This window comes from Agrobacterium tumefaciens (assembly GCF_013318015.2).
Classification (GTDB): Bacteria; Pseudomonadota; Alphaproteobacteria; order Rhizobiales; family Rhizobiaceae; genus Agrobacterium; species Agrobacterium tumefaciens.
In genome coordinates, this window is sequence record NZ_CP115843.1 from 355,306 (window position 1) to 368,119 (window position 12,814).

14 protein-coding genes are annotated in these 12,814 nt (G+C 55.6%); 12 read left to right on the forward strand and 2 right to left on the reverse strand.

Annotated features, from left to right (window positions below):
* The first annotated feature begins 15 nt into the window (after positions 1–15).
* Genes G6L97_RS24920 through virB11 form a run of 5 tightly spaced genes read left to right on the forward strand, consistent with a single transcriptional unit; the run spans position 16 to position 4,014 of the window.
* A complete protein-coding gene (locus tag G6L97_RS24920) occupies positions 16–282 on the forward strand; it encodes a hypothetical protein (RefSeq protein WP_025591470.1) in 267 nt (88 codons plus the stop codon).
* A gap of 3 nt (positions 283–285) precedes the next feature.
* Positions 286–957: a virB8 family protein gene (locus G6L97_RS24925; RefSeq protein ID WP_003517248.1), complete on the forward strand. Its 672-nt coding sequence runs from the start codon at positions 286–288 to the stop codon at positions 955–957.
* Complete coding sequence (gene virB9 / locus G6L97_RS24930) at positions 954–1,808, forward strand: P-type conjugative transfer protein VirB9 (RefSeq protein ID WP_407655365.1); 855 nt, start codon at positions 954–956, stop codon at positions 1,806–1,808. Before G6L97_RS24925 ends, virB9 begins: the two co-directional genes overlap by 4 nt.
* 14 nt (positions 1,809–1,822) lie before the next feature.
* Positions 1,823–2,995: a type IV secretion system protein VirB10 gene (gene virB10, locus G6L97_RS24935; protein ID WP_013637415.1), complete on the forward strand. Its 1,173-nt coding sequence runs from the start codon at positions 1,823–1,825 to the stop codon at positions 2,993–2,995.
* An 8-nt stretch (positions 2,996–3,003) separates the two neighbouring features.
* Positions 3,004–4,014: a P-type DNA transfer ATPase VirB11 gene (gene virB11 / locus G6L97_RS24940; RefSeq protein ID WP_025591475.1), complete on the forward strand. Its 1,011-nt coding sequence runs from the start codon at positions 3,004–3,006 to the stop codon at positions 4,012–4,014.
* Between the two features lie 342 nt (positions 4,015–4,356).
* On the opposite strand, the gene G6L97_RS24945 is transcribed toward virB11, so the two are convergent.
* Positions 4,357–4,632 (reverse strand): ArsR/SmtB family transcription factor, encoded by a 276-nt coding sequence (locus G6L97_RS24945; RefSeq protein WP_003517240.1) that lies wholly within the window; start codon positions 4,630–4,632, stop codon positions 4,357–4,359.
* Positions 4,633–5,162: 530 nt separating this feature from the next.
* On the opposite strand from G6L97_RS24945, the gene G6L97_RS24950 reads away from it, so the two are divergent.
* Positions 5,163–6,122: a helix-turn-helix domain-containing protein gene (locus G6L97_RS24950; RefSeq protein WP_025591477.1), complete on the forward strand. Its 960-nt coding sequence runs from the start codon at positions 5,163–5,165 to the stop codon at positions 6,120–6,122.
* A 413-nt stretch (positions 6,123–6,535) separates the two neighbouring features.
* On the opposite strand, the gene rnk is transcribed toward G6L97_RS24950, so the two are convergent.
* A complete protein-coding gene (gene rnk, locus G6L97_RS24955) occupies positions 6,536–6,949 on the reverse strand; it encodes a nucleoside diphosphate kinase regulator (RefSeq protein WP_080850389.1) in 414 nt (137 codons plus the stop codon).
* Positions 6,950–7,466: 517 nt separating this feature from the next.
* On the opposite strand from rnk, the gene G6L97_RS24960 reads away from it, so the two are divergent.
* The 6 genes from G6L97_RS24960 (at position 7,467) to G6L97_RS24985 (ending at position 12,800) form a co-directional block, all read left to right on the forward strand.
* On the forward strand, positions 7,467–7,892 hold the full coding sequence (locus G6L97_RS24960) for a GreA/GreB family elongation factor (RefSeq protein ID WP_174004079.1): 426 nt from the start codon (positions 7,467–7,469) through the stop codon (positions 7,890–7,892).
* Between the two features lie 181 nt (positions 7,893–8,073).
* Positions 8,074–8,976 carry a DMT family transporter gene (locus tag G6L97_RS24965; RefSeq protein WP_236773660.1) on the forward strand — a complete coding sequence of 301 codons (903 nt, stop codon included), beginning with the start codon at positions 8,074–8,076 and terminating at the stop codon, positions 8,974–8,976.
* Between the two features lie 89 nt (positions 8,977–9,065).
* Positions 9,066–10,415: an NADP-specific glutamate dehydrogenase gene (gene gdhA, locus G6L97_RS24970; RefSeq protein ID WP_025591486.1), complete on the forward strand. Its 1,350-nt coding sequence runs from the start codon at positions 9,066–9,068 to the stop codon at positions 10,413–10,415.
* 214 nt (positions 10,416–10,629) lie between these two features.
* Complete coding sequence (locus G6L97_RS24975; RefSeq protein ID WP_025591487.1) at positions 10,630–11,352, forward strand: hypothetical protein; 723 nt, start codon at positions 10,630–10,632, stop codon at positions 11,350–11,352.
* A gap of 497 nt (positions 11,353–11,849) precedes the next feature.
* A complete protein-coding gene (locus G6L97_RS24980; RefSeq protein ID WP_025591489.1) occupies positions 11,850–12,386 on the forward strand; it encodes an NUDIX hydrolase in 537 nt (178 codons plus the stop codon).
* 207 nt (positions 12,387–12,593) lie between these two features.
* Complete coding sequence (locus G6L97_RS24985; protein WP_025591490.1) at positions 12,594–12,800, forward strand: hypothetical protein; 207 nt, start codon at positions 12,594–12,596, stop codon at positions 12,798–12,800.
* Positions 12,801–12,814: the final 14 nt, after the last annotated feature.

Genomic DNA, 12,814 nt, shown 5'->3' on the forward strand with positions numbered 1-12,814 from the left:
ATAAAGGCCTGCTGAATGATTAAGCCTGCCCTGTTGATCGTCTTTTCAGCCACGCTTGTCGGCTGCGCTTCGATGACCTACCCATTGCCGAACTGCGACGGCTATTCGCGCCGCCCATTGAACCGCTCGATGTGGGACTGGGAGGGCGGCAGCAAGCTGAAACAGCAGCAATCCAACACGAGTTCGTCCACGTCCCTCACACCTTTCGTAAAAGAGGCCAGCGAGACTTCCGCTTTTGCGCATCTGGACATCGACGGTTCCTATCGCCGTTGTGAGGGATGAAACATGGTGACGACAGATAATCTCAAGAGCTACTTCGACAAAGCACGTCGTTTCGACCAGGACCGGATGATCCAGGTCGAGCGATCGAACAGGATTGCCTGGTCGATCGCCATAGTTTCAGGCATTGTCGCCGCTGTAGCCGTCTTCGCGGTCGCGTGTCTCACACCCCTCAAGACGGTTGAACCCTTTGTGGTGCGCGTCGACAATTCGACCGGCATTGTCGACGTCGTGTCAGCGCTGACATCGACGGCTGGCACCTACGATGAGGCGGTGACGAAATATTTCGCTGCAAAATATGTCCGGGCCCGCGAGGGTTACGTCTGGAGTGAAGCACAGGAAAATTTCCGCACCATCGCCCTCTTGTCGACGCAAGCGGAGCAAACGCGTTTCGCGGCCCTCTACCGTGGCAGCAACCCGCAATCGCCCCAGAATACTTATGGTCGCGGGGCTACAGCAAGGATCGATATCGCCTCAATCTCCCTCATCAATCAGAATGTCGTTTCCGTACGCTACATGCGAACCATCACGCGTGGCGAGGAAGTACGAACGACCCATTGGGTTGCGTCGATCACCTATTCCTACGCGAACGCTCCGATGTCCTCGACGGACCGGCTCGTAAACCCGCTCGGTTTCGTCGTCAGCGAGTATCGCGCTGATCCGGAGGAGGTGAGATGATGCGCATCCCTCGAATTCCTGCACTCATCGTGACCCTTTCGATGTCGCCGGCGTTTGCGCTTGAGATACCCCGAGGTGCCTCGCAAGACAGTCGTATCCGGTTCGTGAACTACCAACCCTACAATATCACGCGGGTGGTCGGCACTCTGCGGTCATCCGTACAGGTCGAGTTCGCGGCGGACGAGGAAATCGCCCATGTCGCGCTCGGCAACAGCGTCGCCTGGGAAGTTGCGCCGGCCGGCAACATCCTGTTCCTGAAGCCACGCGAGAGCCAGCCGGTGACGAATATTTCCGTGGTTACGACGCGCAGGGACGGCTCGACCCGCAGCTACCAGATGGAACTGACGGCGCGCGATGGCTCCGTAGAGGCTGGCCAAAACACCTACTTCTACGTGAAGTACAGGTATCCAGGCGATGACGCCGAGCTTCGCCGCCAGCAGGCAGCGTCGAGGGCTCTCGCGGCCCAGGCGAAGGACGCCGACAATGTGCTGGCGCTTCACGAAGCCTATGGCCCTCGAAACTGGCGCTATTCTTCTCAGGGATCGCAGGCACTGGAGCCGCAAAGCGTCTACGACAACGGCAAGATTACAACGTTCGCCTTTGTGGGTAACCAGGAAATGCCCGCGATCTATATGGAGAACTCCGACGGCTCCGAAAGCCTTGTTCCGAAGTCGGTCGATGGAGATCTAGTGATGGTGCACGCGATCAGCCACAAGTTCATCTTGCGTCGGGGCAAGGATGTGCTCTGCGTCTTCAACGAAGCCTACGACCGCGTCGGTATCAATCCTGACACCAACACAACGTCTCCTTCGGTGGAGCGCGTCGTGAAGCGCGACGTTACCGGGCGATAGGGAAGGGAACAGTCATGGCTCAGGAAGACGAGGATCGCATCCCCGGAGAGCGTGCCGAAACCGTCACCAGTCGTCAGATCGACAACAGCCCTCTCTTGAAACGCGGCGCTGTTGCCATTGCGATCATCGCGTTTGTCAGCTTCGCGCTTTGGTCGACGACGGGAAAGAAGGGAAGGGATGAAAATCTTCAGCCCGAACGGATCATTATTCGTCAGACGACCCCCTTCGAGGCCGCAAAAGAGAAAGTTGAACCGGACCAGGCGCTCCCTGAAGTAAAATTGCCAACGCCTGTCGTCGAACCGGTCATTGAAGAGCAGGATAAGCTGCTCGATTCCGCCCGCCGCGCGCCCGTGATGGCCTTCAGTGGAGGGCAGAGGAATCGGAAAGAGCTGAGGGAAAGCGACAGCTCTTATCCTTCCGACAACAGTAATTTCGTGCCGCTCGACAACAATATGTCTGTTCAGAACCAGCAAAACAATGAGCAGCAGCGTTTCGATGGCCTGCTGCGGCCAACGCGGCTTGAAGGCTCAAGGGCCGGTACACTCGGAAACCGCAATTTCATCGTCGCGATGGGAACGTCCATTCCCTGCGTTCTTGAAACCGCGTTAGCATCCGACCAGCCGGGATTTACCACTTGTGTGATCAACCGCGATGTTCTCTCTGACAATGGCAGGGTGGTCTTGATGGAAAAGGGCACGCAGGTTGTCGGCGAATATCGTGGAGGGCTTCAACGCGGGCAAAAGCGCCTGTTCATTCTCTGGAATCGCGCGAAAACGCCGAAGGGCGTTGTCGTCACTCTCGCATCACCAGCAACCGACGCACTTGGTCGTGCCGGTGTCGACGGCCATGTCGACACCCATTGGTGGGAGCGGTTCGGCAGCGCTCTTCTGCTTTCCATTCTCGGGGACGCGACGAACTATGCAAGCAGTCGGCTGCAGGACAGCGATGTCGACGCGCAAAAAACAACGAGTGCCAGTCAACAGGCGGCCGCCATCGCGGTCGAGCAGTCCATCAATATCCCGCCGACACTCAATAAGCACCAAGGTGAACCGGTTTCGATCTTTGTCGCTCGCGATCTCGACTTTTCCGGCATCTACGGTCTTCGGGTGACCGAACCCAGAAACCGCGTTTTCGATCGTGCAGTCCTGGGGGATTTCGCGCCACGATCGACGCTCCTAACGAAATAGGGCGCGAAATGGCAGAGAGGCAGGACTCGGCTGTCGTCAGCGAGCTGATGAAACCGTTTTCGACATTCCTTCAGGACAAGTCTCTCCTAGAGGTGATCGTCAATCGGCCCGGGCAGGTGTTGACGGAAGGTCCCGGTGGGTGGCGGACCTATGAAATGCCTGAACTGACCTTCGAAAAGCTCATGCGTCTCGCCCGGGCAGTCGCAAGTTTTTCCCATCAGTCGATTGATGAGACGCGTCCAATATTGTCGGCGACGCTACCCGGGAACGAACGAATCCAGATCGTCATCCCCCCGGCGACCATCAATGACACTGTCAGCATGACAATCCGCAAGCCTTCCTCGGTCGACTTCAGTCTTGATGATCTGGAGGAAAAGGGATTTTTCCAGACAGCGTGCGCAGCGACCAGTACCTCCTCCTCCGCGCAGGATGAGGAACTGTGTGAAACATATCGTGCCGGCCGTTTTAAGGATTTCCTGCGGCAGGCCGTCATCGCTCGAAAAAACATCATCATTTCTGGCGCCACAGGTTCGGCGAAAACGACGCTTTCCAAAGCATTGATCAAGCATATTCCCGAAAACGAGAGGGTCATTTCAATCGAGGACACTCCCGAGCTCGTTATCTCACAACCGAACCATGTGCGCTTGTTCTACTCGAAAGGAGGGCAGGGGCTTTCGCGTGCCGGACCGAAAGAGCTTCTCGAATCCTGTCTTCGTATGCGGCCGGATAGGATTCTGCTTCAGGAGCTTCGCGATGGGACGGCCTTTTATTATATCCGGAACGTGAATTCAGGCCATCCTGGCTCAATAACCACGGTCCATGCGAACTCGGCCGAATTGGCTTTTGAGCAACTGGTCCTGCTCGTTAAGGAGTCGGAGGGCGGCGCAGGCCTGGACCGGGCCGACATCGTGGGTTTTTTGAAGGCGAGTATAGATATCGTTGCTCAGTGCAGGCGACACAAAGGAAACTTTCGGCTGTCTGAGGTGTATTTCAGGAGTGCGTGTAGAGCCACGGAATAGCAAACTGAGCGACTTACGGAGTTCCGAGGTGCGGATTGTGGTCCTGATGTTTCTTGTTGGGTGTGTCTCCGTAAAGAGCGCCGAAAGCAGCACGGTAACCGTGTAAGTCGATAAGCGTAGTACACCTTAAGACAACTCTGACGTATGCCTGCAAGATCCTCGTTGTCACTCATCCATGGAGTGTCGATCACAGATCAGGCGACAGCGGACAATATGCGGTCGGACAACCGCTTACAATACATCAAGAAAACAGTCTAAAGCGGCGAGGAATCTTGACTGGCCAGCCAGTCCAATCCAGTGAAGCCATCCATAACGTTACCAGCCTCATGCGCCGGGGCGAATTTATCGCCCGCTTGGCGCAGCAGCCGGAGACACAGGCGGCTGCTCGCGGAAAATCGCTTCCAAAGTAGCTAAAATACGCCGCACGGCATCGGAATGGCTGAAATAGTAGATCACCTGCGCTTCACGGCGGGTTTGTACGACGTTTGCATTGCGCAGCTTGGCGAGGTGTTGCGACAAGGCTGATTGGCTGAGGCCAACCCGGTGTGCCAGCTCACCAACCGGAATTTCGGCGTCAACGAGAATCCGCAGTATTGCGAGCCTTTTCGGGTTTTCCATCGCCGCTAAAAGCTTGGAGGCCGAAATAATTGATTGCTCATCCAGACATCTCTGTATCAAATCCGTATCCAAACCACTTTATGTCGCGGACGTTTAGGCCATAATCCTTGGCTAAGCCATTCGACGTGAACCTTTTTTAGAGGTTTAGAGCCGCGACCGGTAAGGCGCCAATGTTTATAATTAAGAATAGTCGAAAACTCTCACTCTCAAAAGGCGCGTGAAGCCGATGAGCCACCTGTAAAGTGCAGGTGTGTTTCTGAGGTGCAATTTTTTTGCGACTATTGCCAGCGTGCCGTACAAATGTCCTCTGAACCGTTCACTAGACATTGAGAACGTCTTCCGCAACGCAGAGGCTGATTGCAAGCATGACTGATTACGACCGAAATGGAGCAATACCCTTGGTTGATTCCCAGATCTAAATGATGCCGCACCGTTGGTTATTATAGGGACATATGATGCCATTTCAGGTGATTTGAGTTGGTACCTAATGCGCTTTTTATCACGTCAACCTGTGTTGGGATGTGCGGGAAATGTCGGACGGTCTGTACAAAAAGCTCAAGATCTCGTCGAGAGATATTGGGGAAGTCGAAGAGTATCTGAGTGAGGCGTATGCTCCCGTCGCTGTCATGCCACTGGGCTCACACGACAACTACGGGGTCACCGGTCAACTGGCCGTAATCGATGAAGTATTCTTCGAATGGTCGGCGACGATAGGCTCGTATCGCGTTACTCCCATTGCGATGTTCGACGCTGTTCTGTTTAATTTCGCGAGCAAGGGAGCGACCGAATATGACTTCCGGGGTGAAAGGCTATCGATTGCGGCTAATCAGGTCATTGGCTACCGGCACGCCGATAGCGTGGATGTCCTTGATGGTAGCGAACATTCAACAGTCGTTATCTCAGACGCTCTATTATCAAGACGCATGTCGATATTGCTCGATCGGCCTGTGGTTCAGCCGATCGAATTTAGCAAACGCGCTCTGGATCATGGCAAACTCGAAGGGCTTCCGGCTCTTGTTCAAATGCTGAACGGTTCACCGTTACAAGGAATTGCCAGGTCATTGAATAAGCAGTCTCCGAGTATGGGTAATCTGATCGTTGACAGTTTTCTTCTAAACTATCCGAACAACTACACGCAAAAACTTGAGGCGCCTGTGCCCGTCATTGCTCCACGACAAGTCCGTCGAGCGATTGATTATATCCATGCGCACCCAGCGGCTAGAAGCTCTCCTGAACTCTTGGCGGGCCTGAGCGGGGTCAGTGTTCGTTCTTTGCAATATTCCTTTTTGAACTGCGTGGGACAAACAATAAGTGAGTATCAGCTTGCTCTGCGCCTTCAAAAAGCTCGCCACGAGATCGATCGGAATACGGATCGGTCCGTAAAGGAGATTTCTCAGGCGTGGGGATTTGCAACCCAAAGTGCCTTCACCCAGAGCTTCAAAAAAGCATTTGGGGTCAGCCCATCTCAACACCGGAAGGGCGAACTTTAGGCGCTGGATCGTCCATGGCATTTATCCGCCTCGTTTTTCGGCGTGGCAATGGCGTTGCAGGATGTGTGACATCAGTCAAGCATAACCATCTGAGCCGCCACCTGCTCCTCGAACAACTTCGCGAAAGAGGTGATGGGTGCCGAAACGATTGCGCTTCTAGTAGCTCATTCAGATATTCAGGTGATGTTCATTCACGTTGAAACGCAAGGCGGTATGCATGGATCGAAGCTTGCCGGCTCATTCAGGGACAGATGGCCAACCAAGCGAGTGGAAGATGAAGCTCTCTGGCATCGATTGGGATCGCAATAGTCGCGATTACTCGCGACGTTTGAATTGTGACCTCGTCAATCGGTGGATGCGGACGGTCGCCGTCAATTTGTAAACGGGTTCTCGTATCATCCGGAATGAGGGTCTTAAGAGGCGTTGACCGTTAAGTCGGCCAACACCTCAAGGACGGTCAACTTGTGTGAATGCCCGTCACTGCCCTTCCACTCGATCTGCTGTCCGGGAGAAAGACCAAGAAGAGCAGCTCCAATCGGGGTAAGCACGCTGACCATTGAGCGTTCGATGTCGGCGAGGCCGGGGTAACAAAGAGTTACCGTCCTTCTGGCTCCGCCTTCCGTCAGGTAGGATACCGTCGATCCGACCGCCACTGCGTCTGCGGGGAACTGGTCATCCTCTACGACATCAGCACGCTCAAGTTCGATAAGCAACTTCTCGGCATCGTCGAGGTCGCGCCCCGGTGCCGCGAGTGCAAGGGCGGTCAGACGAGCGTGGTCAGTCTGCCGGACGATGATGGACGGCTTTGTGTAATCGGTGGTGTTCATTTCATATGCCTCGTACCGCGGCCGAATAGCTGCGTTTTAAAAAGACTGCTTGTGGAGGGTGAGGTCGCGCAATCCCGCAGGATCAAAGCCCGGGTTCAGACGCGCGACAGCAGTCTACGTCCCGGGCTAGTATCCTTCGACGGGATACTCTCGGCAGAGGCGAAATCTATGGAAATTGCCAATTTTCAACATGGTGCCCTAATCATGGCATGCCTGAGGGGGAAGTCAAGAAGCGCCGTGAGACGCTGCCCGGTGCTTTTGATCTCGGCAAGTGCCCTTGACTTCATGGCACCTTCCATAAATGCTAGGTTGATGTTGAACGAGAGCAAAAGACGCGCAGTGAGCGCTTTCAGGGTCTGCCCCATCGCAGGATCGTAACCGGGTCCGGCCACTGTCGCCTGCCGGATCCAGAGTGGCTACGTCAACACGTTCGCCTTACCATCTGCGGCAAGTCTCTCTTCAAACAAGTCAACGCCCTTCCTCTAGCGACAGGGTTGTTGCGCAGGTCACAATAAACATGTCTTCACTCAGCCAAACCATGCCCATAATCGGGGCAACAGACTTTCACACACTTAGCCGCCTGACGCTCGTGGCCCTGACCAATGATTTCGACGTCGGCCCCGACTTGAGTGAGAAGCTGGAAAACTCCTGGGTCTTGGCAGACGAACAGGTCTCGCTCGACACGGTCTGCCTAGGATCAACTGTCTCGTATGATGTAGAGGGGCAGCAACGCCAGGTTACCCTTGTTCTCCCGAATGAAGTGCTGGCAGACGCGGGCCGCTTGTCTGTATTGACGCCTGTTGGCGTGGCGCTCTTGGGCCTTAAGCCCGGGCAGAGCGGGGAGTGGAATTCTCGCGATGGACACATACATCAATTGACTGTCGTCCGGGTCGGCCGTGCCGGTTTACGACGAGCAGCCGCGGAAGCGCTCAGCCACCTCTGAACGCGATGATATCGACGCAAGAAGGGTCTGCGGGACCGGATGTCTGCGCTTGCTTGCGCACGTTCCTCCGCCCTTTGAATGCACCAACAACATCTGTTTCGTATGGTGCTTCAGATGTTTGGCCAACAAAAGTGGACCAAGGCTTCCCTTATCGCGGCAGCACAAGCTGTCCGGAGCAATCATGGAAAAAAACACACATTTTACTGGAATGCGGGGGCGGGCAGGTTTGGCGCAGGGACTTGGCTGGATGGTGCTGAGCATGGCGTCCTTCATAAGCATGGCTGTCGGTTCTCGCGAGCTCGCATCGACCTTGTCGATCAGACAGGTGCTGTTTTTCCGGGCTCTCGTCGGTCTCGGCGTAATTTTGCTGGTGGGACGGTCACTCCTGCCGCAGATCCGTCAGAAGAAACTGTTTCCAAGGCATCTCGCCCGAAACGTCGTTCACTTCACCGCCCAGTATTTCTGGACCATTGGCGTGGTCGCTCTCCCACTGGCCTCGGTCTTTGCACTCGAATTTACGATGCCGATCTGGGTCGCATTTTTCGCCTGGCTTTTTCTCAAGGAGCAGCTAACCGGGCCGCGGCTTCTCGCAACCCTTGGCGGTTTCATCGGTGTTCTGGTGATAGTGCGTCCAGGATTCGGCGTCGTTGATCCGGCTGCTGGTTTAGTGCTGCTGGCGGCCGCGGGCTATGGGCTTTCCTTAATTCTCGTCAAGCAGCTCACGAAAGAATGCTCACCAGCAATCATCGTGGTCTGGATGATCCTCATTCAACTGCCGCTGGGACTGCTGGCCGCGTTGACGGACTGGAGGGACGTCAGCCTGTCCGATATTCCGTGGATGATGGTTGCCGGCGTTGGTGCCTTGAGTGCGCATTACTGCCAGGCACAGGCGCTTAAGCGCCTCGATGCATCTGTCATCATGCCCATCGACTTTTTGCGTGTACCCATGGCTGCGGTCGTCGGGTTCTACGCTTACGGAGAAGGCGTAGACGCCTGGGTCGTCATCGGCGGATGCATAATCCTGCTGTCGAACTTCCAGGCGATGATGTCCGAGCGAGTGAGGTCAAAGAACCCCGATGTCTGACGAGCCAAGACAGTCACCCTCGCCGGCAGTGATCAAGCTGCCTTGCCCATGCCGATCTTCCTTAAGCTATTAAAAAAACGGAGTATTTGATGGTTCACGTCGACGAAAAACTCGAACCCATTCTCAACGAAGTCTTGCGCCGAAACGCAGGAGAGTTCGAGTTCCACCAGGCCGTGCGCGAAGTCCTGGAGAGCCTTGGAAGAGTCATTGCTAAACATCCGCGTTATGCGGAAAACGCCCTCATCGAGCGGATTTGTGAACCGGAGAGGCAGATCATCTTTCGTGTGCCTTGGGTGGATGACAACGGTCAGGTCCAAATCAATCGCGGATTCCGCGTGCAGTTCAACTCTGCTTTGGGTCCCTATAAGGGCGGCATTCGGTTTCATCCCTCGGTCAACGTCGGTATCATCAAGTTCCTCGGATTCGAACAGACGTTCAAGAACGCCTTGACCGGTATGCCCATCGGTGGAGGGAAGGGCGGATCCGACTTCAATCCGCGCGGACGATCTGATGGCGAAATTATGCGCTTTTGTCAGTCGTTCATGACTGAGCTTCATAGACATATTGGCGAATACACCGATGTTCCGGCTGGCGACATCGGTGTCGGCGGTCGTGAGATTGGCTATATGTTTGGCCAGTACAAGAGGCTGACCAATCGATTTGAGGCGGGTGTCCTGACCGGGAAAGCCCTGTTCTATGGCGGTTCGCGCGCTCGCAAAGAAGCGACAGGTTATGGGGCGAGCTACTTTGTGCGCAGGATGCTGGCCTCCAAAGGAATGGACTTTTCAGAAAAGCGTGTATCGGTTTCTGGTTCGGGCAACGTTGCAATTTATACAATGGAAAAAGTAAGCGAGTTCGGCGGGAAGATTGTCGCTTGCTCCGATTCAAACGGTTATGTCGTTGATGAACGCGGGATTGATTTCGCCCTGGTCAAGGAGATCAAGGAGGTCCGCCGAGGACGCATCTCGGAATACGTGAAGCTCAAGGGGTCGGATGCTTGCTTTGTCGAGGGAGGATCAATCTGGGATGTCCCCTGTGACGTGGCTATGCCCTGTGCAACGCAGAACGAACTGACTGGTAAAGACGCAAAGACGCTCGTCAGAAACAACGTCATCGCGGTGGGAGAAGGTGCAAATATGCCGTCGACTCCCGAGGCTGTAAGGTTGTTTCAGGCGGCAGGCGTCATGTTCGCGCCTGGCAAGGCCGCTAATGCAGGAGGGGTCGCCACGTCTGCTTTGGAAATGCAACAGAACGCTTCCCGTGACAGCTGGACGTTTGAGCAAACGGAGGCGCGCCTCGCAGACATCATGAGTGCGATCCATGATGTCTGCGCGGAAACAGCCGAGGAATATGGCGCGCCGGGCGATTACGTCCTTGGTGCAAACATCGCCGGATTTGTTCGGGTCGCGGAAGCTATGGACGCGTTAGGGGTCATCTAGGCGATCACGAGCGGCGGCCCAGCTCGACTCATGCTGTCCGGGAGGAACGCATCGGTGATGATTATTGGACCTCAAGCCAGACCGGAGCCGCTGCGCCTCAAAGCAGGAGCGTCACCCGATCGCACGCGTGCGATCGGGTCGTTCGCCAATTCAGTCGCTCCACTGGTCTTTGTTCGCTTTGCTGAGAACAAGGCGTTTTTCAGAGGTTACCACGTTGTTTCCTGCCCTGCTTGCCAAGACCAATTTTGGTCTTGATCATGCTACTCTGGCTGACGTAGCCGCTATCATATGTGAGGACGAGGCCTGCCTTGCACCGATTGCTAACGCGGCTAACGAGACGACAGGCGAGCCACGGTGGATTGCTCTGGCTTTAATACATGCACTCTGGCGGAAGGCTGGAGTCGACCCTCAGGTGATGTCCTCCGTCCTTAAAGCCTGGCCGGAGATAGTGGCATCGCTCGAAGCGGTTATGTGTTTCCGGGCGAATGCGGCCGCCGAAGAGAGCGATCCATTCATGTTCTATCAACCTGTCGCCGCCCACTCGATCCCCGTTGCTGGTCTCGATGAGTACATTGATCTGGTTGAGAACCGCTTCATTATTTGGAGGCGTCCCAGCATCGATCGGAAATCTCTGGGAAAAGCATTAATCGCTGGACGCAGGTCGGACAATGATGCCGCTTATCTTGCCGCCTTAAGATCGCTACAAGCTCGACCGACATACCAGAGCACCGGGCTTGGCTTTACCGATGGAAGCACGTTCTTCCACAACAAGTGGGGGCGCAACCTAGCTGAGCAGGCGCTCGAATCTTCAGTGCTGTGCAACGACCGGTCAGGTCTGTTGTTAGATAACAGCTACGTCTGCAAAACCTCCATCAATGTCTCGATCGTCGTCCGCGCGTTCAAGCGAAAAGCTCTGGGTCTGACAGTAAGGCCATAAAGTGACGCAGAGCTTGTTGCCGCTGAGTGGATGTCACGAGGTTCGCTCACGTACGATTTGGCGCGAACGGTCCGACATCATTCCTATCATGCGGCAAAAGGTCACCTTGCAGTCAACGCGATCCTTGCCCAGATAAGCATCATGAAAACGTCCACGAAATCCCTATTTTTCAGGCTTATTGATCAGGCACGTTCCCTAACCCGGAGCTGGCAGCACTGAACCTTTAACGCCGCCATAGACCCAGCCGCTCCGGGAACCACGCAATTGAAAGTGCGGTTCGTATGCGTCGCTCGCGCGACGTAGCCATGGAGCGTTTTAATGTCCCACCCTCGCCCCCTTCCAGTCTGCCCTGCCTGCAACCGTCAACTGCCGGGTGCCGCGGCCCGGTGCCCTTGGTGTGAAACCTCCGTTCCACTGAGAGCCGCACGCAAGCCTCATAGTTGCAAGCGCAACGAGTTCCGGCTGCCCTTTCGCTGGCTTGCGGAGACCGCAGGACAATGACACGCGCTACGACAGCAAGCCGGATCGTCTCGTCACCTGATGACAGAGGTCACTTGCAGCAGGTCGGAGTACTTCCCTGGCGGATCGGGCGCGACGGCGAGCGCAAGGTGCTGCTTGTCACGGACCGTGAGCGCGAGCGCTGGATCGTGCCCAATGGCCCGCTCGTGAAAGCATGTCCGCCCCTCGTCATGGCCTCACGACATGCGTTCAAGGTGGCAGGAATTATTGGCGACATGTCCCCGGCTCCGGTAATGACATACAGATACATCAAGACCCTCAACGATAAGCCTCAGCTTGTCTGCTGTGTCGCGATATTCGGTATGAACGTGCGTGGCACTTTGACCCACTGGCGCGAAAAAGCGCACCGAAAAAGACGATGGTTTTCTCCAAAAGCGGCGGCGGACAGGCTGGGTGATATCGCGCTTGCCGATTTTGTACTGAAGCTCGATGCCGAGCCGGGGTGCTGGGATGCCCGCCGTCACTCTGGCCACCTGATCCTGGGGTTGAGCGAGCGGCAAGGTTCTGGTGTCTGACATGCCGACGATGGAGCTAACGGGTTTCGCGCTCACCATGCGTTACGTCTTTCCTATCCGAAGGGTTAGTGCCGGACGCTGATTGCCTGGCGCCAATAGTTGCGACCGCGACATTGGCGTCAGGTTTCTCGCAACCCGACACGAAAACTGCGGAGCAAATCTGGCCGCCTGTGCCATGGCATTGCCCGCATTCGGAAAGAAGCAGTCATGACTTTCAGATATATTCACACCCTTCCTATCAGCGGCCCCAACAAGTTGCCTCGTTTCAGGCGGTGGGCTGCCGAAAATATTCCCGGCATTGCCGTCTCTCTGCCGCCCCAGGTACCGGTTAAGAGCGAAGCTCTAACGGTGCGATTGAGATCGGTCGAGGATCGCAACACGCTGATCGCGAAACTGGAGGGCGTCAGCCTCTAGTGATCTCGTGCCCT

Coding starts and splice junctions, on each gene's coding strand:
- G6L97_RS24920 (WP_025591470.1), top strand. CDS start 16: ATGATTAAGCCTGCCCTGTTGATCGTCTTTTCAGCCACGCTTGTCGGC.
- G6L97_RS24925 (WP_003517248.1), top strand. CDS start 286: ATGGTGACGACAGATAATCTCAAGAGCTACTTCGACAAAGCACGTCGT.
- virB9 (WP_407655365.1), top strand. CDS start 954: ATGATGCGCATCCCTCGAATTCCTGCACTCATCGTGACCCTTTCGATG.
- virB10 (WP_013637415.1), top strand. CDS start 1,823: ATGGCTCAGGAAGACGAGGATCGCATCCCCGGAGAGCGTGCCGAAACC.
- virB11 (WP_025591475.1), top strand. CDS start 3,004: ATGGCAGAGAGGCAGGACTCGGCTGTCGTCAGCGAGCTGATGAAACCG.
- G6L97_RS24945 (WP_003517240.1), bottom strand. CDS start 4,632: ATGGAAAACCCGAAAAGGCTCGCAATACTGCGGATTCTCGTTGACGCC.
- G6L97_RS24950 (WP_025591477.1), top strand. CDS start 5,163: ATGTCGGACGGTCTGTACAAAAAGCTCAAGATCTCGTCGAGAGATATT.
- rnk (WP_080850389.1), bottom strand. CDS start 6,949: ATGAACACCACCGATTACACAAAGCCGTCCATCATCGTCCGGCAGACT.
- G6L97_RS24960 (WP_174004079.1), top strand. CDS start 7,467: ATGTCTTCACTCAGCCAAACCATGCCCATAATCGGGGCAACAGACTTT.
- G6L97_RS24965 (WP_236773660.1), top strand. CDS start 8,074: ATGGAAAAAAACACACATTTTACTGGAATGCGGGGGCGGGCAGGTTTG.
- gdhA (WP_025591486.1), top strand. CDS start 9,066: ATGGTTCACGTCGACGAAAAACTCGAACCCATTCTCAACGAAGTCTTG.
- G6L97_RS24980 (WP_025591489.1), top strand. CDS start 11,850: ATGACACGCGCTACGACAGCAAGCCGGATCGTCTCGTCACCTGATGAC.
- G6L97_RS24985 (WP_025591490.1), top strand. CDS start 12,594: ATGACTTTCAGATATATTCACACCCTTCCTATCAGCGGCCCCAACAAG.